Annotated in this window: 20 protein-coding genes; 7 read left to right on the top strand and 13 right to left on the bottom strand. The window is 37.1% G+C overall.

Features of this window, described 5'->3' with window-relative positions; all coding sequences use genetic code 11:
• Positions 1 to 240 precede the first annotated feature (240 nt).
• The 3 genes from FRZ67_RS20835 to FRZ67_RS20845 all read right to left on the bottom strand — a co-directional run bounded on the left by FRZ67_RS20835 (position 241) and on the right by FRZ67_RS20845 (position 5,415).
• Positions 241 to 1,224: an AAA family ATPase gene (locus FRZ67_RS20835; RefSeq protein WP_147192504.1), complete on the bottom strand. Its 984-nt coding sequence runs from the start codon at positions 1,222 to 1,224 to the stop codon at positions 241 to 243.
• Between the two features lie 4 nt (positions 1,225 to 1,228).
• A complete protein-coding gene (locus tag FRZ67_RS20840) occupies positions 1,229 to 3,853 on the bottom strand; it encodes a transglutaminase-like domain-containing protein (protein WP_147192505.1) in 2,625 nt (874 codons plus the stop codon).
• 188 nt (positions 3,854 to 4,041) lie between these two features.
• Positions 4,042 to 5,415, bottom strand: a complete 1,374-nt coding sequence (locus FRZ67_RS20845; protein WP_147192506.1) for a DUF58 domain-containing protein — start codon at positions 5,413 to 5,415, stop codon at positions 4,042 to 4,044.
• A 97-nt stretch (positions 5,416 to 5,512) separates the two neighbouring features.
• Here FRZ67_RS20845 and FRZ67_RS20850 point away from each other — a divergent pair, with 97 nt between their 5' ends.
• Both FRZ67_RS20850 and FRZ67_RS20855 read left to right on the top strand, forming a co-directional pair.
• Positions 5,513 to 6,412, top strand: coding sequence for a class I SAM-dependent methyltransferase (locus FRZ67_RS20850; protein WP_147192507.1), 900 nt, complete (start codon positions 5,513 to 5,515; stop codon positions 6,410 to 6,412).
• 22 nt (positions 6,413 to 6,434) lie between these two features.
• Positions 6,435 to 6,821 carry a Dabb family protein gene (locus tag FRZ67_RS20855; protein ID WP_147192508.1) on the top strand — a complete coding sequence of 129 codons (387 nt, stop codon included), beginning with the start codon at positions 6,435 to 6,437 and terminating at the stop codon, positions 6,819 to 6,821.
• Here the strand turns inward: FRZ67_RS20855 and FRZ67_RS20860 are convergent.
• The gene (locus tag FRZ67_RS20860; RefSeq protein ID WP_225975422.1) at positions 6,818 to 7,210 is read right to left on the bottom strand and encodes a VOC family protein; all 393 of its coding nucleotides are present in this window, start codon (positions 7,208 to 7,210) and stop codon (positions 6,818 to 6,820) included. The two genes, FRZ67_RS20855 and FRZ67_RS20860, sit on opposite strands and share 4 nt — an antisense overlap.
• A gap of 176 nt (positions 7,211 to 7,386) precedes the next feature.
• On the opposite strand from FRZ67_RS20860, the gene FRZ67_RS20865 reads away from it, so the two are divergent.
• A complete protein-coding gene (locus FRZ67_RS20865; RefSeq protein WP_147192509.1) occupies positions 7,387 to 7,746 on the top strand; it encodes a nuclear transport factor 2 family protein in 360 nt (119 codons plus the stop codon).
• A 142-nt stretch (positions 7,747 to 7,888) separates the two neighbouring features.
• On the opposite strand, the gene FRZ67_RS20870 is transcribed toward FRZ67_RS20865, so the two are convergent.
• The 3 genes from FRZ67_RS20870 to FRZ67_RS20880 form a co-directional block, all read right to left on the bottom strand.
• A complete protein-coding gene (locus tag FRZ67_RS20870) occupies positions 7,889 to 8,431 on the bottom strand; it encodes a vanadium-dependent haloperoxidase (RefSeq protein WP_147192510.1) in 543 nt (180 codons plus the stop codon).
• 126 nt (positions 8,432 to 8,557) lie between these two features.
• A complete protein-coding gene (locus FRZ67_RS20875) occupies positions 8,558 to 8,920 on the bottom strand; it encodes a hypothetical protein (protein ID WP_147192511.1) in 363 nt (120 codons plus the stop codon).
• Positions 8,880 to 9,278 carry a hypothetical protein gene (locus tag FRZ67_RS20880; RefSeq protein ID WP_147192512.1) on the bottom strand — a complete coding sequence of 133 codons (399 nt, stop codon included), beginning with the start codon at positions 9,276 to 9,278 and terminating at the stop codon, positions 8,880 to 8,882. The genes FRZ67_RS20875 and FRZ67_RS20880 overlap by 41 nt, the downstream gene beginning before the upstream one ends.
• Before the next feature lie 234 nt (positions 9,279 to 9,512).
• On the opposite strand from FRZ67_RS20880, the gene FRZ67_RS20885 reads away from it, so the two are divergent.
• Positions 9,513 to 10,283 carry a LuxR C-terminal-related transcriptional regulator gene (locus tag FRZ67_RS20885; protein WP_147192513.1) on the top strand — a complete coding sequence of 257 codons (771 nt, stop codon included), beginning with the start codon at positions 9,513 to 9,515 and terminating at the stop codon, positions 10,281 to 10,283.
• Positions 10,284 to 10,447: 164 nt separating this feature from the next.
• Here FRZ67_RS20885 and FRZ67_RS20890 read toward each other — a convergent pair whose 3' ends face one another.
• Positions 10,448 to 12,883, bottom strand: a complete 2,436-nt coding sequence (locus FRZ67_RS20890; protein WP_147192514.1) for a beta strand repeat-containing protein — start codon at positions 12,881 to 12,883, stop codon at positions 10,448 to 10,450.
• A gap of 196 nt (positions 12,884 to 13,079) precedes the next feature.
• Positions 13,080 to 15,527 (bottom strand): tail fiber domain-containing protein, encoded by a 2,448-nt coding sequence (locus tag FRZ67_RS20895; RefSeq protein WP_147192515.1) that lies wholly within the window; start codon positions 15,525 to 15,527, stop codon positions 13,080 to 13,082.
• Between the two features lie 306 nt (positions 15,528 to 15,833).
• Here FRZ67_RS20895 and FRZ67_RS20900 point away from each other — a divergent pair, with 306 nt between their 5' ends.
• The 3 genes from FRZ67_RS20900 to FRZ67_RS20910 all read left to right on the top strand — a co-directional run bounded on the left by FRZ67_RS20900 (position 15,834) and on the right by FRZ67_RS20910 (position 18,717).
• Positions 15,834 to 16,832 carry a sensor histidine kinase gene (locus FRZ67_RS20900; RefSeq protein WP_147192516.1) on the top strand — a complete coding sequence of 333 codons (999 nt, stop codon included), beginning with the start codon at positions 15,834 to 15,836 and terminating at the stop codon, positions 16,830 to 16,832.
• Between the two features lie 286 nt (positions 16,833 to 17,118).
• Complete coding sequence (locus FRZ67_RS20905; RefSeq protein ID WP_158638421.1) at positions 17,119 to 17,976, top strand: sensor histidine kinase; 858 nt, start codon at positions 17,119 to 17,121, stop codon at positions 17,974 to 17,976.
• A gap of 9 nt (positions 17,977 to 17,985) precedes the next feature.
• The gene (locus FRZ67_RS20910) at positions 17,986 to 18,717 is read left to right on the top strand and encodes a LytR/AlgR family response regulator transcription factor (RefSeq protein ID WP_147192518.1); all 732 of its coding nucleotides are present in this window, start codon (positions 17,986 to 17,988) and stop codon (positions 18,715 to 18,717) included.
• Between the two features lie 89 nt (positions 18,718 to 18,806).
• Here the strand turns inward: FRZ67_RS20910 and FRZ67_RS20915 are convergent, their stop codons facing one another.
• The 4 genes from FRZ67_RS20915 to FRZ67_RS20930 form a co-directional block, all read right to left on the bottom strand.
• The gene (locus tag FRZ67_RS20915) at positions 18,807 to 19,469 is read right to left on the bottom strand and encodes an O-methyltransferase (protein ID WP_147192519.1); all 663 of its coding nucleotides are present in this window, start codon (positions 19,467 to 19,469) and stop codon (positions 18,807 to 18,809) included.
• A gap of 182 nt (positions 19,470 to 19,651) precedes the next feature.
• On the bottom strand, positions 19,652 to 20,560 hold the full coding sequence (locus tag FRZ67_RS20920; RefSeq protein WP_147192520.1) for a hypothetical protein: 909 nt from the start codon (positions 20,558 to 20,560) through the stop codon (positions 19,652 to 19,654).
• 190 nt (positions 20,561 to 20,750) lie between these two features.
• Positions 20,751 to 21,122: a hypothetical protein gene (locus FRZ67_RS20925; RefSeq protein ID WP_147192521.1), complete on the bottom strand. Its 372-nt coding sequence runs from the start codon at positions 21,120 to 21,122 to the stop codon at positions 20,751 to 20,753.
• 91 nt (positions 21,123 to 21,213) lie between these two features.
• On the bottom strand, positions 21,214 to 22,710 hold the full coding sequence (locus FRZ67_RS20930) for a YfcC family protein (RefSeq protein WP_147192522.1): 1,497 nt from the start codon (positions 22,708 to 22,710) through the stop codon (positions 21,214 to 21,216).
• Positions 22,711 to 22,788 lie beyond the last annotated feature (78 nt).

Raw genomic sequence — 22,788 nt, forward strand, 5'->3', positions numbered from 1 at the left:
TAAGAGAACACGATATGTTATTGATTTGAGCATTATGTTTTTATAGAAATATTTTGTTCGCCGGCTTTTGTTGTTTATTCATCTTTTGTTGTGTCACTCACTTGTACGTTTAGAACTATATGCGGCTTTTAGCTGCTAGCCTTTAGCTATTTGCTAACAGCCAAGGGCTAATAGCTGTTCTTCAGTACAAGAGTGCGACGCAACGATGCTTATTTTTTTCTGCAGCCTGGTTCAAAAAAATTAATTATTAATATTCAGCTTGCTTAACCTTGCTAATTCATTATCTAAAATACCTGCCAGTGCTTTTTGCTTGGCATCTTTATTCCTGTATATCAAACGATGATCCAGCACAGGATGCGTTAAGATCTTTATATCATCTTCTGTAACAAAACTTCTGCCGTTGACCAACGCAAATGCTTTTAAACATTTTAAGAAAGTAATACCACTGCGTGTAGATGCACCCAATGTTATGTCGCTGTGTTTACGTGTGCCCCATACAATATTGCGAACAGCTGCAATGATCTCTTCGTGCATAAAAACTTTTTCAGTTTCTTTTTGCAGGAAAAGAATTTCATCCATGCTCAGCACCTGTTCAATATGGTCGAGGTTGTTTTGTATGCCGAGATAATCTTTATAGATATCAAGCTCTGTCGCTTCATCCACGTAACCGAAAATTATTTTTATAAAGAAACGATCCAGTTGCGCTGCAGGTAATGGATAGGTTCCTTCCATTTCGATCGGGTTCTGTGTAGCAATAGTGAAAAAAAGGTTTTCGAGTTTGTACGTAATGTCTCCCATGGTGATCTGGTTTTCTGCCATACATTCCAGCAATGCAGATTGCACTTTCGGAGAAGCACGGTTTATTTCATCTGCCAGCAATACATTACAAAACAACGGGCCTTTTTTAAAGATGAATTCTTTTTGAACATCATCAAAAATATGCGAGCCGATAAGATCCATTGGCAACAGGTCTGGTGTAAACTGGATGCGTTTGAAATTAACACCATGATGATCTTCTTTGGCGGAAATACTTTGCGCCAGCGTTTTTGCCATTACCGTTTTGCCGGTACCCGGATTGTCTTCCATCAATATGTGGCCCTTTGCTAGCAAGGCTGTTAATATAAATTGTATTTGTGCTCTTTTGCCACGAATCACTTTCTCGATATTTTCTATGAGCCGTTGAATATTGTTTAATGCCTGTTCCAACTGTATTTCCTGCTCCATATTATTATTTGTTTTTGCTTTGAGTGAAATATGCAATAGTATTATAAATGTTCATGAATTTGGATAACCGTGTTTTGAATGGCACCTGTTTCCTGATGCCTTGTATAAAGGGGCTATAAAATGTTTGTACATTCTCCACTTCCTTTGTTGATAATGGCAAAGAACTGTATTTCAATTTTTGATAGACATTACTGAATGATGCGAACGTTGTATTGAATTTTTTATCAATGTTTGTTGCATATTCGTAAGGCCCTGCATTTGTCCTGTTGTAGCCGATCTGATTCATATAATACATAACTGCACGATGACTATTGAAAGCTTTACTCCTTGTATCTTTTGCGTTGCGGGCAGCTGCATTAAAATATTGCCAGATAAACCATGGTGTTAATAATACAAGTAATACTGCGCCACCAATAACAGCTAATGATAACCACAAAACTTTTATCCAGTCTGTTGGTTGTTCCTGTTGCGCATTTTCTTTTTCTTTTTGCTGTTTCTTGCTTTCCGGGTCAATGATCTTTATTTGATCTATAGGTACAGGTGCCGGCACTTTTGCTAAAACAGCATTTATGCTATCATCGTCATTTGCTTTCAGGTCTTTCAATGATTCAGCATAAGAGGCGGCTGTTATATGCATGCCTTCTTTTACAACGCTTAATTTTACTGCACCCGTATCTCTCGAAATGCTGGCGATCGATACATCGAGTTCAATATTTTTTGCGGCATCTGTTTCATAATCTTTATCATGAAACAAAACCCTTTTTACATCAAGCTTTATTCTTTTGGCAACTGTATCCACGGAAGTAACAATTCCATCTGCCACAAAATAGGCATCCTGCATATTTAATGGCGGTGTTTCATCAGGTTGCGGTGCCTGCTGTGTGTTTACATCGGGAACAGTCGTGTCAAAATCTATCCAGCCAAAACCGGGAAAGAAAACCTGTGTCCATGCATGGGCCTGGTCTTCGTAAAACCAATACCAGCCGGGGTTTTTAGAGCTTCTGTCAATCGTAAGAAAGCCTGCAGCCACACGTGAAGGAATACCGATAGCACGCAACATAAATAAAGTTGCGCCGGCAAAATAAGCGCAATAACCTTTCCTGTTCTCAAACAAAAAATAATTGAGTTTGCTTGCACTTGGAATACCGGGAATGCCAGGATTATCTGAATACTTAAATAATGGTTGGCCAAACTCATCTTTGCTCAAAAAATAATCGCGTATTGCGATCATTTTATCGATCGGTGTTTTTGCATTCGCTGTAATACGTAATGCCAATGCACGCAGGCTATCGTAATCTTTATTCGACGGCATGAACGTGTAATAATCCATCAGCTTTTTATCTGCACCTGAAAAATCTTTTACACTGCGCAATGCTTCAAAACGTTGTTCCTGGAATTGTTCCAGTATTGGATTACCAGCAGGGTTATAAATAAAGTATGCACTGTTGAGATCGCTCACCCACATCTTTGCACGGTACGCGCTTTTATATTGTTCTTTGTATTCATCTGCAACAGGTATTGGCTGACAAAAAAATGCAGTAGATGGTGCAATATATTCATCTGGTGCAAGCAACACTTTATATACTTCTGTAGTTACTACTTTCCTGTTAAGCGTTGCATGTGTATTCTTTATAACAGTAGAATCTGTTTTTGCAAAATAGATCGGGATCTTTGATGGATCAGGCCTGAACAGATCATTATCAGGCATAGTGCTGTCTATTTCAAATGCCTGTGTAAGGGTATCAAATTTTGTATAGTAATACGCTGTAAAATATAATGGGTTAGGTGTTTTGTTATCTTTAAAAAAATTATCCAGCTTTGCTACAAACACCAATCTTTTTCCTTTGCTTAAAGAGCTCGTAAGTCTTGTCTGGTCTTTATTACTGATGCTGCCATCTTTGTTCTTCTTCGTCATGCTTTCACTGCCGCCCTGTTTATCATCATAGTTGGCTTTGGCATTACCCCATTCCTGTTCTATAGCCTTAAAGTCTGCATTGAAAGTGGTGAAGATGCCCAGCAGTATGGCAATAATTACAACAGCAAAACCGATAAATCTTTTAAACAGGAACCATCCAAAATTCTTTTCATTTTCATTCATGTTGCGGATAAGCTCCGCAGTAAAAATGATATAAAATGAATAAGCAAGAATAGGTGCAAAATCTCCGATGATGGTTTGTGCTTTAAAGTCTGTGGTCTTACTTACGATAATAATTTGTGTACACAATAACAAGGCGCCCCAGAAAATAGTATAGTACCTCGATCTTGAAAACCCATAACCTGTTAACCAGCCTGCAGAAAATAAAACAGCAAACAATAAAAATTTTACCGATGCAAAGAATGCGTCAAACTCACCCACCGCATAGTTGCCGATTATTTTATATGCCAAAAAATAAATGCCTAGTAATAGCAAACTAGTTGTAAGAAACCTGAAACGGTAACTGTAAAAAATAATCGCAGCTACAATACCTGCAGCAAAATAGCTGCCCTGCATTACCCAATCGTTTTGCAGTATGTTATAAAAACTATTGGCTTTCCATATTATATAAAACAGCAATGTAGCAGTTGGTATGCCCAACAGTACAATTTGCGCTATTACTTTTTTCCAGCTATGTACTTTTCCTATTGCCATTTTATTTTTTATGAACCAACCATTTATTTAATGCTCATCGTCCCTTGCGTCGCACCCTTGTGCCCCAAACCCCTGAAGGGGCTTTACCAGCTTCATATTCTTCTCCCCTTTAGGGGATGGGGGCTTCAACTGTACAAGTGAGTGACACAACAGCTGCTTAATAGTAATTCAAGAGCCTGTCACTATAGTTATATCACTATTGTCTTACTGTATTTTGCAAGTATTGCTTCTATCTTCTTCTCATTTGCCATGATCTTTGGCCGAAGCAATGATAAACGCCATTTTGATTTATATACTTCTATCTCATTTTTTTCCTGCTGCACAAACAACCATTTTATCATGTTCACAAAATAAGAATGCTGCAAACTTTTGCTAAGCTTTACCAACACAAACACTGTACCGCCGGATTGTGCATCGAGTATCGATTGTACGTCATCTGCGTTACACAAAGAAGAAATAATAATAATTGAAGCATCTTTATTATTTACAAATACTTTCAGGTCTTTATCCTGTTGCCATTTGCTGGTAGTAATAGCATATCGGGTTGCCTGCTGCTCATCATTGAAACTACCATAAGCTGTTTGCTGATCCTGTATAAAACGCAATGCATAGCCCTGTTTGCCTAGTTGCTGGTAAATACCCCACAATACTGTTTTATAATAATTAAGAAAAAATATTTCAGCAACTGAATTACCTGCAATATCAAAGCTGTTATAAAAAGAAGGATAGAGATAAGCATGCGATGCGTAGGGATCAAGCACTTCGGGTATACGAACCACCAGTTCTTTATTTTTTGCATAAATTTTCCACACTATGCGGCGCACATCATCATTATTCTCGAAATTTTTATAATTCAAATATTCGCCTTCAACTTTTTTTAATTCTTCTATCCTTGTAGCAGTATCTTCTGTTTTGCGTGGCGAAAGCTGTATGTCCTTTACAGGTGGTGCAAAAGGATGTGTGTGAAAACGATCCTGAACCGGTAATGCAACCGTAAAAGAAAAAAACTGGAAAAAATCTTCAAAATAAACGATCAGTTTTTCTACGTGGTATTCTTTTATTTCAGGTAACTGCCATTTATAATCGCCTGCAAAACGTGTACTGAATATTTTTTTCTGATCTTCTTCTGCCAGTATAAATTTTTCAGAATAAAGCGATTGATCATAATGCAGACGCAGTTTAATGAAACCGAGAAATGGTTTTAAAACAGGGGATATAGAAATATGTATCTTTTGAACCGGGTCGTTGCTGTTGCCGGCCGCAACCGTTTTTATTGAAACCCTTATGGCATTCTTTTTCTTTTTGACAAGAAATATAAGAAAGGAGACAAAAGCAGAGAGCAATGCAACGCAAATGATAATAATGATAAACCAGGTGCCTGCTTTCAACAATAGCTTGAATATATCTGTAAAAGAACCGTCAGGCACGTGAAGCTTTGTTCCCAGCCATATATTGGCAAGTACAATTGCCACCGTAAACAAAACAAAATAGAATGTAAATGGTATAAAGAAAACGGCTGGTTGGGCAAAGCCACGGATATTTTTGAATAGTCTTCCCATCATTTCTGAAAGTTAAAGTAAAGAAACATGTACCGTATAAAAAAACTACTACCAGCTCAGGGGTATTTTTTAACTGAAACTTTACTTTCTTTGCCTGCACATGAGCAATATCATCACTTATAGTCAATGCCCGGTCTGCAGGAGTAACCATATATCTTATATTTTGGATGTAGAAGACTATACGGTTAGTCATGAGATTTTTCCTATCTGGCATTGCTATAACTGTTCCTGCAGGTTTACACAACAGATACCCGATATTAACGGAATAGGCCGCTATTACCAGTCCGATACTTATATTTCTCATTCTGATACGAAACAGGGTTTGGTAAACAGGTTATACCATACGGTGCGCAATTACACCCTTAAAGCAAAACGCAGGCTTATAGAAAAACAAAGTGGAAAGAAAAAAGGGATATTGCTGGATGTAGGAGCAGGCACCGGTGCCTTTGCCAATGAAATGCATGAAGAGGGCTGGAAAGTGATAGGTCTTGAGCCAGATAAAACTGCAAAAGAAAATGCCTTAAAGAATTATAGCCTGCAGCTCGGAGATATGAATGCTATCTTTTCTTTTAAACCGGAAACTGTTGATGTAATTACCATGTGGCATGTGCTGGAGCATGTGCACCAGTTGCATGAGTACATTGATGCTTTTCAACAGATCCTGAAAAAAGACGGTACACTTATTATTGCTGTACCTAATTATACCAGCTATGATGCCAAAAAATATGATATACACTGGGCAGCCTATGATGTGCCAAGGCATTTGTATCATTTCTCACCAAAGGCATTGAATGCATTGGTAAAGCAACATGGGTTTACAATTGCAGGGTACAAACCCATGTGGTTCGATAGTTTTTATGTAAGCATGCTGAGTGAACAATATAAAACAGGAAAGAATAATTTATTGAGTGCTTTTTGGAATGGCTTACGCTCCAACATAAGGACCATGAATAACGTGAAACGATGCAGCTCGGTTATTTATATTATTAAGAAAAGCTAATTTAATTTTATAAAACATAAGTATGAAACCAATCCTTGTTTGCCTTACACTTGCAATGCTTGCCTCAACAACAACATTTGCTCAGAAAAATATGGAAAAGACAAAAGTATTAAGACACGTTGTGCTCTTTAAATTTAAAGACGATGCGGCTGCTGCAGATGTGCAGAAAGTAGAAGATGCATTTAAACAACTAAAACCAAAGATTGATCTTATCAAAGATTTTGAATTTGGTAAGAACAACAGTCCTGAAAATTTAAACCAGGGTTTTACGCATTGTTTCTTTGTAACATTTGCCAGTGAAAAAGACCGCGATGATTATTTGGTGCATCCTGCTCACAAAGCGTTTGTAGAAATACTGAAGCCTTATCTTGATAAAGCACTTGTTATAGATTACTGGGCAAGAGATTAATCTTCATCCACCGTAATATTTTTATTGATCACTTCACCAAACTGAAGCAGATAACCGTTGTTGTCAAACACGCCAAACTCCCGCATGCCATATTCGAAATTTTCGAGTGGGTAGCAAACTTTGGCTGTATATTTTAGTTCATCCCAAACACTGTCCACATCATCCACTTCTATATATAAAGAGCCGCTCATAATAGGTTCCGGAATATTTCTTTCTTCATTTGGCCTGCTGAACATGATAGCTATTTTGTCCTTTGAAAAGTGTGCCCAGCCCCATTCTTCGCTGAATGTGTCACAATTAAAACCCAGCACTTCTGTATAAAAATGCATGGTAGCCTGCAGGTCTTTTGTCTCCAGCATAGGAGAGAGGTTCAGTGCTTTTGCATTCATGTTCTTTGCTTTGCATGTGAAGATACAAATTTTGATACCAGCTATACATTTTCATGGCATCACCTGTTGTGTCACTCACTTGTACTGTATACAGCGGAGCAACAATTTAAGCGTGGAATAATAATTGTGGTATTACACGTTTTAAGACATTTTATTAGATTAGAAAAACATTTATTATGACAACACAGGAAATTGCTGGCCGGCTTGTAGAACTTTGCCGTAAAGGTGAATTTAACACAGCACAGTCTGAACTGTTTTCAAAAGATGCTGTAAGCGTTGAACCATATTCAACACCAGACTTTGAAAAAGAAACAAAAGGCCTTGATGCTATTAAAGCAAAAGGAGAAAAGTGGATGAGTATGGTAGAAAAAACGCACAGCATGGAAGTTTCCGATCCATTGATTGCTGCTAATTCATTTGCGTGTACCATGCATATGCATGTAACGATGAAAGAACATGGAGAAATGGATATGAAAGAACTTTGTGTGTACACAGTAAAAGATGGAAAGATTATAAAAGAAGAATTTTTTATGTAAAAGAAGTGAGTGCAAAAAAAGCGCAGACATTCGGTCTGCGCCTTTTGTTTATTGTTGATATGTTTGTTGCTGTACAAGTGTGCGACGCAAGGAACGACGCTATAAATACTGCTGCTAGGTTCATAAAATTTTACTGGCTGTTTTATTTACTCATTTTCAGTTCGCCTATTCTCGTACCAATAACCTTAGCCATGTTTAACCCTGTATGAATTGAAATATGATAGTGAATGCCGCCGTATAATCTTGAAACACCGGCTTCTTCTGCAGCATCAAATAATGTTGTAAAACTTCTTGGCGCCCATCCTCTGAAATCATAAGTGTGATCCGTAAAACCTGTTTGATAACCTAATACACCTGAAGCAGCTTGCATTACAGAGCCTGTAACCACAGCATGTGCCGCGGGATATTCAGGATGCGGTGGTGTAACAATAAATGGAGACCATGTTGTATCTATTACTTTCCTGATATAAGATACAGGCCTTATAAGTGTGTATTTATATTTTGATCTGAAACAAATAATAGAAGCATCTCTTTCTGCAATACCTGCTTTTGCATAAGCTTCGGCAGCTTTTAAAAGATTAGTACCGGTTTGTTCAATTACTTCTGTTACTAAAGACATATCATGTCCAGCTGGTGTATAGCCAATTCCATCGCCCTGGTCTACCCAATAGTTTGCAATGTTCATTTGTTCTGTCGTTAGACTCTTTGAAATGTCATACAGTTCTTTTGCAATTTTATAATAACGTGAGTTCGGATCTTCGGAGTAAGGGACAGGAAACTCCGGTGCAACGCCTTCGAGATCTTTTTCAAGTTATGTACGTGCATTTCCTAAATATGGCAATACGGGTGGGTTAAGATATGAAGGTGGAGTTGGTATCCAGGCACCGGGAAAACTGGGTGGTATATATCCTGTGTTTGTGAAATTAATATCATCAGTTAGACGCCAACTATATATTGCATCGGCAATGCCTTTTCCAAATGATTGGGAGCGTAAAAAAATATCAGAGCTTGTATTGTATTTTTGATTGTATGCATTTTCCAAAGAATCTATACTTGTTGAGTCTGCAGTAGAAATTCCAATAAAGAATTTGCGTGTAAGATCTGCCATTGTTGAATTAGCACTTACTTCCCAATTATATTTTTTGCTGTTGTCTGTTGATGGCATTGCGGGCATCTGGTAAAGTTTTTCTGAAAAACTTATCGAATTTAGACTTGCATTTCTTACCGCTTCGTATAAACCAATACCTATATAGCCAAAAAAAAACACCATTTGTTAATGAAGAGTTTTTCTTAAGCAGAAAGCGTAATTGTAATTTATACCAGTCCGTTGCAACAGATGCACCGGGCTTTGCGGGCTGCAGAGCCAATGCATCTTCTGTATTACTTTTAGAAGTTGATGCATCATTCATATCTTTTTTACAACTACCAAACAGTATTGTAAAAAATACAATTAACAACCACAGGCTGTTTCTTACAAGTGTTTCACTGGGTGCAACAACCTGAAATTTCTCAAGAGTGTGTTTCGGTTTCATGATTATTTGTTTTTGAAGATTAAAAATTTTGAGGATTAATAGTTGGGCATTTGGTAAACTCACAATAAAAATAATGGCTGTTTTACGCGAAAGAAATACCTATTTGTAGGTAGCAATTATTTTTATTATATTGTATTATCATAAGTACAGGTAATACGATTTGTATCAGAAGAAAAACCAGGTTAAAGTGCTCATCTGTTTTTAAGTGCTAAAATCAAATGTGATTTCATCTTTATGAAGCCCAAAACTTTTGATAAAGAATTCAATAAAATGTTTACATGGTTTACAAATGAAACAAGTGAACCCGGGTTACTGAAGCTGGAACTTGACTTATATAAAAAACTTTGGAGTTTTTTTCTTGCCGGAGATTCATATTATTTTGTGCTTAATCATCATAGCCTTGATTTTGATTTTGTGAGCAGCAGCGTTGAAAATGTTTTGGGGTACGCCCCAACTGAATTTACTTTTGAATTTATAAATGAAAAGCTGCATCCTGATGACCAACCATGGTTTGTTTCTTTGGGGTATAAAGTAATAGAGTTTCTTTCACTGCTGTCATTAGAAAAGTTGATGAAGTATAAATTGAGGTATGATGTTCGTTATAGAAAAAAAAATGGCGAGTATGCACGAATGCTTTACCAGGGAGTTATAATTGAACATGATGAAACAGGAAGGCTATTAAGAACGCTGGGAATAAATACCGATATTACATATCTTAAAAAAGAAGGAAAGCCTGTGCTGTCCTTTATTGGTATGGATGGCGAGCCATCTTATATAAATATAGATTTACAAAATACTTTTCTTGAAAGCAGGGAAGATTTTACTGCAAGGGAAAAAGAAGTGCTTAAACTTTTAATTGAAGGCAAATTAAGCAAACAAATAAGCAGCATTTTAAACATCAGTAAACAAACTGTTGACACACACCGCAAGAATATGCTGCATAAAAAGAAACTGAGTAATACGGGTGAACTTGTAGGTAAAGCAATTATGTATGGGTGGATATGAATTGTAAAGGTTGTTATTTTTTAAATATATCAAAGCAAACAGGAAAGTTATCGCCATGAAATAGAAAAGCTTAAAACATAAAAATATTTTGGTTCTGTCTGCAGATCAATGAGTAGCTTTTATTGCGTCGCACTCTTGTACTTTATTAATTCTATTCAGCAATTTTATTTAGCCAGTATCATTTCTTTTGTGCCGATCAGCTTACCATTAACAATAAGTGAGTAGCTATATGCACCTGATGCAAGGGTTGTTGCGTCTACCTTCAATGAACCTTTACCACTACCGGATACATCGATGGTCTTTAAATTCTTTCCTGTTTTATCTCTTATAATAATTTGTGCAATAGAATTTGTCTGTGGCAAAGTGTAATTGATGGTTGTTGTATTTGCAAAAGGATTTGGAATGTTTTGTTCGAGTGAAGCGTTGCTGATAACTGCTGATTGCTGCTTAATGGTTTGTGGTTGAGAACTTGTTATCAACGCTTTTAATTCATCAATTTGCTTTTGCAGGTCATTTATTTTTTCATCCTGCTCATTTATTTTTTTGTCTTTGTCGTCATTCATTTTAGAAAGCTCCTGAACCGCTTTAACAAGTGGCACAACAAATTCCGCATATCTTAGGCCATATAAATCTTTATCATTTTTTGCAGCATCTACACCACTAAAATCATAGTTTAAACTTTTTGCTGCTTTTTCAACATCCTGCGCTACAAACCCCGTGTAAATAGTTTTTGCATTTTCATTAGCAGTAGCCAGCTCATCCGCTGAGAGCTTCATTTCTACGCTATTTTTATTTTTTATTACTGGGCGCTGCACAATTTGATCGATAGCCTTATTGTCTATATTATAGGTGATTGGTTTGAGTTTATTGATAAATAAAAGACCAGGAACATTGTCTCTAATGTTTTTCTTCACTCTTCCATCAGAAAGTGTTGACCAGCTAACTTTACCACCAATCGAAGTAGGATCAGCCAAAGGATCCCCAACACTACCAATCCGCACCTGGTTACTTGCTGCTGCATCAGAATATGCGCCGATAGCTATTGTGTAAGATAAATTCTCAACAGATAGCCCAGCCTGAGTTCCTATACCTATGTTATTGCTTCCGGTTTTATTGCTGAACAAAGTGAAGTACCCTATCCCAACATTATTGTTACCTGTAGTATTGTTATACATTGAAGTATTACCTATCGCGGTATTAATTTTTCCTACTGTATTCCAATTTAAACATTCGTATCCGAGGGCAGTATTTAAACTTCCCGAAGTATTAGAGATCAGCGTTCCATGACCAACGGCGGTGTTGCTATTGCCGGTTGTATTGGTCAACAAAGCTTCATATCCGAATGCCGTGTTCGAGCCTCCGGTCGTGTTAAAATTGAGTGCTTCGATACCCGCGGCTGTGTTCAATGAGCCAGAGGTGTTGTTATACAAACAACCTGATCCAATAGCAGTGTTCCCGAATCCGCTTGTGTTTGAATATAAAGCATTATAGCCATTTGCTGTATTATCTGTTCCATTATTATTATAAAGTGCATTACCACCTGATGCGGTATTGTTGTAACCAGTGGTATTAAGGTACAAGGCATAGCTACCGTTGGCAGAATTCCAGATTCCTGTTGTATTAGAATTTAAAGCAGCAGAACCGACAGCAATGTTATAACTTCCTGTACTATTTGAAGCAAGAGCAGCAAAACCATTGGCAGTATTTTGCTGGCCGGTTGTATTGTTTTGAAGTGCAACACTTCCCGAGGCGGTATTGTTTATGCCTGTTGTATTAAAAAACATTGCATTAAAACCGATAGCTGTGTTATTGTCAGCATTATTATTGAATAAAGCGTACTTACCATAAGCCGCATTTTGATTACCGGTTGTATTAGTGTAAAGTGTACCATAACCCACTGCAGTATTATCAGCACCTGCAGTGACAAAGTTAAGGGCAATTTGACCGAATGCAGTATTACGTGTACCAGAACAACAGGTACTATAATCTATAAGTCCGGCTCTGAAGCCATTTACTTTAAAAACTAATGATTGTGCATCAGTAGTTCCAATAAAATTTATAGACGGGTCAGTACCTGCATTCCCTGTAAGAGACCACGCATTGCCACCTCCTGATGAATTATCGTTGCTCCAAGCTAATGCACCAGCACCATTTGTTTTCAATACTTGCCCGTTTGTTCCATCGGTTGCAGGCAATGTATATGCACCAACTTTTAATGTTCCATTGAATACACCATTACCAGAATTTGCATTTACATAAAACACAGGTACTGCACTTCCGTTCCTGAATTCATATTGCACATTGGTGGAATTGAAGAACAACCCGTAATTACTATTGCCACTGAATTGGAAGGCGTACTTGTTACCGGCAACTTTGTAAGCAGCATTACCAACAAAACTAAGATTTCCAGTTGCGCTATCTATACTAGTATAATTTGTTGTTGAACCGATGCGTGCACCACCGCGTACCTGCAAAGATGTAGCAGGTGAAGTTGTGTAGATGCCAACCCTTCCTGTTGAAGGAAAAACATTTTGAGCACTAGTATTGCTGCTAATAACTATTATAACTATGATTGATAAAAATGTAAACTTCGTTTTCATAACGTTGGTTTTATTTTATGACCGATGTTCAGTTATGTTATGCACTACAAGAGTGCGACGCAACAAAACTTTAATAGACATTCAGTAGTTGGTTACAAAAAATACTTCAGTAAATTTTTTTGCTCCCAACATTTGATTTACTATTTGGCTTTACTTGCGTCGCACACTTGTACTACATTAATTCTATTCAGCAATTTTATTTAGCCAATATCATTTCTTTTGTGCCGATCAGTTTGCCATTAACAACGAGTGAGTAACTATATGCTCCCGATGCAAGTGTTGCGGCATCTACTTTCAGGTTTCCTTTTCCGGTGCCTGAAACGTTTATTGCTTTTAATGTTTTGCCATTCTTATCTGTAATAACAATTTGTGCAGTAGTAAACTTTTGTGGAAGTGTATAATTAATGGTTGTAGTGTTTGCGAATGGGTTGGGAATATTTTGATCAAGCGATGCTGATGATAAAATAGTATTGTTTATATTTTGTGAGGAAGATGTAGTTGATGAATTAGCCGTAATCAAGGTTTTTAATTCATCAATTTGTCTTTGCAGATCATCGTTCTTAGCACTCAGTTCCTGGACTGCTTTTACCAGCGGTACAACAAAATCGCTATAACGCAAGCCATATAAGTCTTTATTGTTCTTTGCTGCATCAACACCACTGAAATCATAGTTTAAACTTTTTGCAGCTTTTTCCACATCCTGCGCTACGAAACCTGTGTAAATAATTGCTTCTTTTGCTTTACGCGCAGTTAGCTGTTCTTCTGAAGGCTTCACGATTTTACCGTTTGCATCTTTTTTTTGTGGCTTTTGCACTATTTTGTCAAAAGCTTCAAGATCAATATTGTAAGTTACCGGTTGCAACTTCTTTATAAAAGCAAGTCCCGGAACATCGGCTTTGATATTTTTCTTTACCCTTCCGTCACTTATTGTTGTCCAACCTACTTGCCCACCAATACTGGTAACAGAAGCGCTACCTATCCTGACTTGGAAACTCCCTGTAGCTATACTATTATAACCAATTGCTGTGGCTTCAATTGTATTAGAGGAGTTTACATCAGCTGCCACTCCTATCGCTGTATTCTCACGCCCGGATATAACATTGTCAAGCGCAAAGGCCCCCACCGATACGTTATGGTGACCAATAGTGTTTGAATAAAGTGCATAGTAACCAATTGCAGTATTAAAGAAGTTACCCCCACCCCCTCCGAGATCTGCCGTGGCGTTATAAAGAGCATAACTACCAACTGCAGTTGACCCTTGAAAGGCGAATGAACTGCCATTGTCATTGCCTCTCATCGCATTAGAGCCTATTGCGGTATTGCCTCCAAATCCGTTTCCACGATAAGTATTAAGCGCATTATACCCAAACGCAGTGTTTTCAGATCCGTCAACATTCTTTTCAAGAGAACTTACACCTGCGGCAGTATTGTAACTACCAACTTGGTTATTAAGCAGTGATAAGTAGCCGGTGGCCGTATTAAAAGATCCCGTGGTATTGTCGTGCAAGGAATTATTACCACTTGCAGTATTATAGTTCCCGGTTGAATTTATGTATAAGGATGTATATCCATTAGCCGTATTGTTTGTACCCGTTGTATTTAAGTACAAGGCGTACGCACCTGTAGCAGTATTATAATCCGCAGTATTATTGTTTAAAGCAGCAGAGCCAACGGCAGTATTATAACTTCCCGTGCTATTTGAAGCAAGCGCTGCAAAACCATTGGCTGTGTTTTGCTGCCCTGTGGTATTGTTTTGAAGTGCAACACTTCCCGAGGCGGTATTGTTTATGCCTGTGGTATTAAAGAACATTGCATTAAACCCGATAGCTGTATTGTTGTCTGCATTATTATTAAATAAAGCATATTTACCGTATGCCGCATTTTGATTACCAGTTGTATTTGTGTAAAGTGTACCGTAACCCATTGCTGTATTATCAGCACCGGATGTAACGGAGTTAAGCGCAATTTGTCCAAACGAAGTATTACGGGTGCCGGAGCAACAGGTACTGTAATCAATGAGCCCTGCCCTTAAACCATTCACCTTAAATACTAATGACTGCGCATCAGTGGTTCCAATAAAATTTGTATTTGCATCCGTACCCGCATTACCGGTAAGCGACCAACCAGAACCTGCGCTAACATTGTCATTGCTCCATGTAAGCACACCTGCACCGTTTGTTTTTAATACCTGTCCATTTGTACCATCTGTTGCAGGTAATGTATACGCACCTACTTTCAGTGTACCGTTGAATACACTATTGCCTGTATTTGCATTCACACTAAAAACAGGAACAGCACTGCCATTGCGGAATTCATACTGCACGTTTGTGGAATTAAAGAATAGACCATAATTGGTATTTCCTGAATATTGAAATGCGTATTTATTTCCTGCAACTCTATATGCAGATGTACCTGCAAAACTTAAGTTGCCTGTTGCACTATCAATGTTTACATAGTTTGCGGCAGTACCAATACGTGCACCGCCACGCACATGTAAAGATGCTGCAGGTGATGTTGTATAAATACCTACTCTTCCCGTAGCAGGGAAAATATTTTGGGCGTTTGCATTATTTGAGCTTGACGCTAAAAAAAATGCTCCTATAATTAAGTTTGTTAAATAAGAAGCAAAAATTCTTGTTTTCATAAAGCTGTTGTTTTGATAATACTAAAGTATAAAGCAGATTTGCGATAATTTCCTTATTTCGATGTATGGGCTTCATGTAACTATACTCTACACCTGTCGACAAGTTTTTCTTTTTTTTGAAGACGAATAGCGTTCGTCTTCAAAAAATTTGATTTTGTTGAAAAATGAGATAATATATCGACTTGCTATTTACCTTTAGAGAAAATAGCATTTGTGACTGCTTACGAATTTATTTTTTCAGACAAAACTTCACATCGGATTGCAAGGCACGCAATATTCTGGTTTGCTTTTATACTGTATTTTTTTATGTACAGGTTTTATGTTGGTGATATAAAATTTTTATCAGTAACTGATACATACCTTATACGATTAAAAAACATTCTTCTCTTTTTACCAGTTTCATTGTTTTATGCTTATCTCGGTCTTTACTTTTTGTTGCCACGCTATATACTAACCGAAAAATATTTCAAGCTTGTAGGCACCGTATTACTTATAAGCGTCGGCTTTATCGTATTATCATATTGGATAAGCACTCATTTAGATATAAAACTTGGATTTGATCTGCCATTGGAGCGTGCTGAAATTATTCGGCAGGTAGATTTTATTTATACAAATGGATTTGTATTGCCATTTGTTGTTAGTGGGTTTGCTGTTGGCATTAAAATGAGCAAAAATTTTTACCTGCAACAAAAAAGAAATGAAGAGTTGGCCAAACAGAAAATTGATGCAGAAGTTCAGCTTTTGAAAAGCCAGGTGCATCCAAGATTTTTATTTCATTCTTTAAACAGTATTTATAATGATATGCTTGATGGCGCAAGGCAATCTCCTGAGATGTTGCTCAAGCTTTCGGAATTGCTGAGTTATATTTTGTATGAAAGCAATAAAGCTGTGCCGCTTGATAAAGAGTTACTGCTGCTGAAAAATTATATTGACCTGGAAAAGGCAGGCTGGGGACAAAACTTAACTGTAAATATTAAAGACGATATAAATTCAATTGAACAATCAATTGATCCGTTGTTACTACTGCCAATGGCTGAATATATTTTTATTCATGCCGATAAAAATAAAAGGCAGCCAATGCATTTAACATTGAATGCGCAGGTGAAGCAACAAGTGTTTTATTTTATTATTGAAGGTGAGTCAACATTTGAAAAAACATTCTTAAAAGAAGATGTACAATTACTGCAAGTACAAAAAAGATTGAAGGCCCAATATCCGAATGGTTATGAGTTTAATTTAAGCAGCACCGAAAACAAAATAATTATATCTCTTTCACTTCAATTAAAAAATGAACACCTTAACTGACATTGTATAAAATTGAAAAAGAAACCCCTATTTAATAATGACAAGGCATGATTTCATATTCACTAAAAAGTTTCCACAACGATTATATCGACATATAGCGTTTTGGTTTGCGTATTACTTGTTTTCATGGTTTGCCAGTCTTCACCCTTTTTTTGATAAAACGACACTTGGAAAGTATACTGTTGTGCATGGGGGAGAGTTGGTCATGCATGTTACAACTCAAATATTCTTTTGCTATTTTATTATATACTTTTTATGGCCAAAATTCTTAGACAGGCGGCGCTACGTGTCTTTTGGAATCGGCGTCGCTCTTTCATTCATTTTTATTTACGGTATTTTCTTTGCTGAAACCATCACAATTTTCAGGGCATTACATAATTATGCCGGAATGCCATTCTGGAATGGAACGCCTGTTATTTTATGGATAAATTTGGTTGGTGCTTTGAGTTATATGACAATGAGTATCGGTGTTACAATTGCCATCAAGGTTTTAAAGCGATTTTACATTAAGGTGCAGGAAAATCAACAGCTAACAAGAGAAAATGCAAACGCAGAATTGCAATTATTAAAAGCACAGATACACCCGCATTTTTTATTTAATACGCTGAACAACATCTACTCATTTACATTAAATAAATCAATGCAGGCACCGCAACTTGTAATGAATTTGTCTGACACACTTCAATACATGATAACAGATTGCGAAGCTGACATGGTTTCCCTTCATCAAGAATTAAAAATGATAAAGGATTATGTGGATCTTGAAAAAGTGCGTTATGGGGATCGTCTTAATTTTACTGTTGAGATTTCCGGCGAAACAGAAAATAAAAAAATTGTACCATTATTAATGATACCTTTTATTGAAAACAGTTTTAAACATGGCGCAAGCAAACTGTTGCATAATGCCTGGATAAAATTATTCATCCAGGCTGATGAGACCATATTACATTTTACACTTACTAATAGTAAACCTTCGAAGGAAATATCTTTAGGAAAAGGCGGAATTGGATTAGTGAATGTAAAAAAGAGACTGGAGCTTTTGTATCCCAAAAATCATCTTGTCAATTTTGAGTCAACGGTGAATACATTCACAGTAAACATGCAGGTGCCGCTGATCAATATTTCTGAAATACGATTAATATAAAAAATTGAAATGTCTAATGATAAAAGGATAGTCTGCCTTGCGGTAGATGATGAGCCACCTGCATTACAGGTGATAGAAAAATATATTACGGCAATACCATCACTGCAGCTAGTAGCATCCTGTAGTAATGCTGTCGAAGCGCTTACGGTATTGCAAAATACGCATGTAGATCTTATGTTTCTCGATATACAAATGCCCCACATTTTCGGTACAGATTTTATGCGCACACTTTCTAACCCTCCCAAAGTAATATTCACAACGGCTTTCAGAAAATATGCAGTAGATGGTTTTGAACTTGATGCAGTTGACTATTTGCTCAAACCAATTTCATTTGAAAGGTTTCTTAAGGCTGTAAATAAAGTAATGCGGTTGAATATTTCTACTGTAGAAGATAGTAGTAAGATTTCGTTAGCTGGTAAGGAAAATTTAGAAGATTCGTTCATCTACCTGCGTGCAGACAGAAAGAATATAAAATTATTATTGAATGATATTCTATTTGTGGAAAGCCTCAAAGACTATATTAAGGTCATTACAAAAGATAAAACGATTATTGCAAAACAATCCATTTCATCTTTCGAAGAATCATTGCCGGCTGATAAATTCATTCGTGTACACCGTTCATTTATTATTGCGGTGAATAAAATTGATTCATTCAACCAGGAGCTTGTACAAATAAGCAAATACGAAATCCCCATCAGTCGCAGTTACCGCCATGAATTTGAAAAAGCACTAAAGAAATAGAATGTTATTTTGTTCCAGACTTTAGTAAATTAATTAAGCTTTCATTGCGTCGCACTCTTGTACGGTTTATTATTATGTCGGCATAAAAACTAATTCACCACTGCTATTGCCATTCCATCATGCTCTTTTGCGCCAACATTTTGAATTATACATGCTGTTACTTCTTTTGTTGCTGCAAGTAATTTATTAAAACGATGCACACCAGCGACTCTTTCATCATCAGGATTTTCTTCCAGTACTTTTCCTTCGCGTATCACATTGTCTGCAATGATCAATGTTCCCGAATGAGATAACTTTAAAGCCCATTGAAAATATTCTGCATAGGGTTCTTTATCTGCATCTATAAAGATCATATCAAATACCATATTTTCTTTTGCAAGTTCCGGTAACAGGTCAATTGCTTTTCCAACGCGTATCTCAACGATGTTGTCAAGCCCTGCACGTTTTATATTTTCTCTTGCCACATCTGCATGCAATTGCTCATATTCAAGACTAATAAGCTTACCATCTTTTGGCAATGCTCTTGCCATCCATATGGTACTGTATCCTGCAAGTGTACCAACCTCTAATATCTTTTTTGCATTACAAAGCTTTGCAAGTACCTGTAAAAATTTTCCCTGGCTGGCTGAAATACTTATTTGTGGGATACCATTTTTTTCTATTGATTCAACAGTTGCTTTTAATGCATCATCTTCCGGTGCTACAAGATCGCAGATATAATTATCTACTGCTTCGAATAATTGCTGGTTCATATGCTGATTGTTTTGCTTTAAAAAATTTTAAAGCTAATGTATGCAATCTGCTGATAGTTTGCTGAAACTTATTATGCAGTACAAGAGTGCGACGCAAGGAACGATGATTGCTGCAATACAGATTCGTAAATAAATAAACCCTTCCAAAAGGAAGAGTTTATTAGGGAAATAAAGTTTATTATTCAGAAAGAGAATGACATATGAATCATTGCCCTGGTTTTTGCTTCTGTTTGACCGGCAGCAAAACTCTGGCTGAATGGTAACTGTACGTTTCCCCCGATCGTTATTTTTCTTAGACCCAATTCAATGCCTGCAGCAGCCATTGCAAGATGACCGCCGGTAAAGTCAACTTTTGTGTTATTGAAATGATTAGTTGCTGAATGTTGGTAAAGCAATCCAATATTTGGTGAGAGTGTTGCACTCTTCATCCTGGCAGCATAAAAGACAAAACTACTTGCATTAAAGCGATTGCCAAACTGGTAATCTTCATTATTTTTTGTGTTGATCTTATAAGTGGCAGATGTGTTGATTCCGATTTTGTTGAAACGAAGATTATAAGAGCTGTTTAACAGAAAATCAATGCTGCCCGTGCCTGCCTGTGAGTTTACATCGCCGAGTTCAGTATTTGGATTATTTGGATCAATGTGATATTTACCTGTTGGCATTTTAATACCACCGCCGATCCATAATTGTTGTGCGGTTGATCTGCCTTCGCCCATTTTGGTTTTATCAAGCAGTTTGTAATTTGCAAGAGCGGAAACATCACTTATACCGCTCATCTTTTTTATGCCATCATCTGTTTTCTGATAATTTATTTGGTATGGAATAAACCCGAGTATCTGCCATTTTTTTCCAAGGCTTATACCGCCCCATAATTCTATGGTATGATAATAGTCTTTGCTGAATTGTGTTTCGTCTCCCTTTATATGTGTTTGGTAAGGAAGATACTGGTAACGGAGGCCAATAAATCTTTTTTGAAAATCAGGTAATAATCCGAGATAGAAATTACCAACCCCGCATCCGCAAAAAGGGCAGGCGAAAGATGACAATGTTATTGATAATACAAGTATAGTTAAGGTTATCTTTTTCATTTAGCATTTTTGAATAACAAATAATTGATCAATGAAAACTTTTCAGTTAATAAAAAAGTTAAGCTTTAATGTGCGTTGAATGTTTTTTGCTGAACATTGATATAAGCGTTGCAGTGTGCGACGCAACAGGCATTCAATAGCTGCAATGCAGCCGGGTTCATAAATATGCCACCAAAGCTTTAAGAGGTAATTATGCTACAGATGGAGGATGAAAAAAGGTTCTGATGCATTGCTGCATAGCAAACTGAAAGGGATTGTATTGAAAGATTGAAACTACGGAAGGTAAAGAGGCTTCGGTAGTTAAATCATTATAGCAAAATAGTTGTAATTCGTTTTTTTCTTTTGAAGCGTTATTAAAAGGCTTGCTGCTGTTGGTTTCTTTCTCTAATTTTTTTACCATCTGGCATTGCCCGTTGCAATGCATTTGCGGCTTGTCTTTGTTCTCGCATTTGGCGGCAAATGAAGTTGTGTTAGTGTAATAGTCTGCAACAACAATAGCATTGCTGAATGTCTGCGCCATAAAGGTCAGCAGCAAAAAAGCAGCTACAAATTGTTTTAACATGCGGCAAAGATACTGTGATTACCAAAAGTAAAAATGATTTAAATCATATGGGTGAATTAATTTAGTGTTGTAAACAAGTGCTTATTATTCTTTATGTAAAAAGCACACTTATCAAAAGATAGATTGCTGAAATGATAAATAGTATTATCATCAGTGGCAGCATAAATTTTATCCACGTTTTATAACTTACGTTTACCATGGCCAGTGAAGGTAACGCCAGGCCTGTGGGTGTAATGATATTCATGATGCCCATGCCAAACAGATAAGCATTTACAATATGCTGGTTACCCATGCCAATCATAATACCAAGCGGCGCAATAATGGGCATGGTTAATACCGCCATTCCGGAAGAAGATGAGATAAAAATACTCAACACAAGAAAGAGTACAAGAATACTGATGATAAATAAACCAGGCGACATGCCTTCTACAAGGTGTGATGCCTGGTATAATATTGAATCGCTGATATGGCCATCATTCAATATGATCGTCACACCTCTTGCAAGCCCTACAATGAATGCTACTGATAACAAACTTTCTGCGCCTTTAATAATTTTTTCTACAAATATTTTTTCGTTCATCCGTATGATAATTGCCAGCATGATCGATGATGCAAAAAAAAGCGCAGACATTTCCAGCAGCCACCAACCCAATACTACTACACCATACACCAGCATTACAAAAGTTGCGGCAAAGAGTATCAGCACAAGTATATCGCGTTTGCTCATAGTTATATTTACGGATGTATCAATTGCTGCAAATCTTGGCGTTATTGGACCATCGTATTTTAAAACCATTGATGCAGACGGATCTCTCTTTATCTTTTTTCCATAACGAAGTAAATATGTTATAGTAATGCCCACGCAGATAATAAACATAATTATGCGACCGGAAGTGCCAACAGTCCAATTAATGCCTGCTGCATTTGATGCAATGATAACAGAAAACGGACAGGTTACTGCTACCATGGTGCCAATGTTCGATCCCAGAAAGATCACTGATACGGGCATCAGCAAATCATAGCCTGCAGCAAGAAATATGGGAACGAGTAATGGATAAAAAGCAAGTGTTTCTTCGGCCATACCAAAACTGCTGCCGCCCAATGCAAATAAAAAGGTAAAGATGATGATAAGGCTGGTTTCTTTTCCTTTCATTTTTATGGCTAGCCTGCTGATCCCTTTTTCCAAAGCGCCTGACTCATAAAAAATGGAAATAAAGCCGCCGATGATGAGGATAAACAATATAATGTCTACCGTATCATACATGCCTTTAAACGGAGCTTGTAAAACACTTAGCAAACCTTGCCCGTTCCTGGGTTCACTATGATAAGATCCCGGAACAGCTACAGGTTTTCTTATATCGCCATGTTGAAATTTTTCAAGTGTAATATTGATATGGATACTGTCAAGCGTATGTTGTGTAGCAGGTAAACTAATATTGCCGTTATTCGAAACCAGTGTAAAATGATCTTGTTCAAAAGATAACCTGTTATAAGAGCCGGGAGGTACAAACCATGTGGCAATTGCTGCCAGGATTATAACAATCATTATTACAGTAAGAGGTGCGGGGAAGCTACGCTTTGGGGCCATGCAAAAGATTTATGCAACAAATTAAGTCATCTGGTTGAATAAACAATTGCACAAGTCCGTTACTGTTTCAGTAAGATA

The sequence above is a fragment of the Panacibacter ginsenosidivorans genome, from assembly GCF_007971225.1.
GTDB classification, from domain to species: Bacteria; Bacteroidota; Bacteroidia; order Chitinophagales; family Chitinophagaceae; genus Panacibacter; species Panacibacter ginsenosidivorans.

What these genes read in the sequence shown, in the direction of transcription:
- FRZ67_RS20835 (WP_147192504.1), bottom strand. Translation starts at nt 1,224, where the DNA reads ATGGAGCAGGAAATACAGTTGGAACAGGCATTAAACAATATTCAACGG.
- FRZ67_RS20840 (WP_147192505.1), bottom strand. Translation starts at nt 3,853, where the DNA reads ATGGCAATAGGAAAAGTACATAGCTGGAAAAAAGTAATAGCGCAAATT.
- FRZ67_RS20845 (WP_147192506.1), bottom strand. Translation starts at nt 5,415, where the DNA reads ATGATGGGAAGACTATTCAAAAATATCCGTGGCTTTGCCCAACCAGCC.
- FRZ67_RS20850 (WP_147192507.1), top strand. Translation starts at nt 5,513, where the DNA reads ATGAGCAATATCATCACTTATAGTCAATGCCCGGTCTGCAGGAGTAAC.
- FRZ67_RS20855 (WP_147192508.1), top strand. Translation starts at nt 6,435, where the DNA reads ATGAAACCAATCCTTGTTTGCCTTACACTTGCAATGCTTGCCTCAACA.
- FRZ67_RS20860 (WP_225975422.1), bottom strand. Translation starts at nt 7,210, where the DNA reads ATGAATGCAAAAGCACTGAACCTCTCTCCTATGCTGGAGACAAAAGAC.
- FRZ67_RS20865 (WP_147192509.1), top strand. Translation starts at nt 7,387, where the DNA reads ATGACAACACAGGAAATTGCTGGCCGGCTTGTAGAACTTTGCCGTAAA.
- FRZ67_RS20870 (WP_147192510.1), bottom strand. Translation starts at nt 8,431, where the DNA reads ATGAACATTGCAAACTATTGGGTAGACCAGGGCGATGGAATTGGCTAT.
- FRZ67_RS20875 (WP_147192511.1), bottom strand. Translation starts at nt 8,920, where the DNA reads ATGCCCGCAATGCCATCAACAGACAACAGCAAAAAATATAATTGGGAA.
- FRZ67_RS20880 (WP_147192512.1), bottom strand. Translation starts at nt 9,278, where the DNA reads ATGAAACCGAAACACACTCTTGAGAAATTTCAGGTTGTTGCACCCAGT.
- FRZ67_RS20885 (WP_147192513.1), top strand. Translation starts at nt 9,513, where the DNA reads ATGAAGCCCAAAACTTTTGATAAAGAATTCAATAAAATGTTTACATGG.
- FRZ67_RS20890 (WP_147192514.1), bottom strand. Translation starts at nt 12,883, where the DNA reads ATGAAAACGAAGTTTACATTTTTATCAATCATAGTTATAATAGTTATT.
- FRZ67_RS20895 (WP_147192515.1), bottom strand. Translation starts at nt 15,527, where the DNA reads ATGAAAACAAGAATTTTTGCTTCTTATTTAACAAACTTAATTATAGGA.
- FRZ67_RS20900 (WP_147192516.1), top strand. Translation starts at nt 15,834, where the DNA reads ATGTACAGGTTTTATGTTGGTGATATAAAATTTTTATCAGTAACTGAT.
- FRZ67_RS20910 (WP_147192518.1), top strand. Translation starts at nt 17,986, where the DNA reads ATGTCTAATGATAAAAGGATAGTCTGCCTTGCGGTAGATGATGAGCCA.
- FRZ67_RS20915 (WP_147192519.1), bottom strand. Translation starts at nt 19,469, where the DNA reads ATGAACCAGCAATTATTCGAAGCAGTAGATAATTATATCTGCGATCTT.
- FRZ67_RS20920 (WP_147192520.1), bottom strand. Translation starts at nt 20,560, where the DNA reads ATGAAAAAGATAACCTTAACTATACTTGTATTATCAATAACATTGTCA.
- FRZ67_RS20925 (WP_147192521.1), bottom strand. Translation starts at nt 21,122, where the DNA reads ATGTTAAAACAATTTGTAGCTGCTTTTTTGCTGCTGACCTTTATGGCG.
- FRZ67_RS20930 (WP_147192522.1), bottom strand. Translation starts at nt 22,710, where the DNA reads ATGGCCCCAAAGCGTAGCTTCCCCGCACCTCTTACTGTAATAATGATT.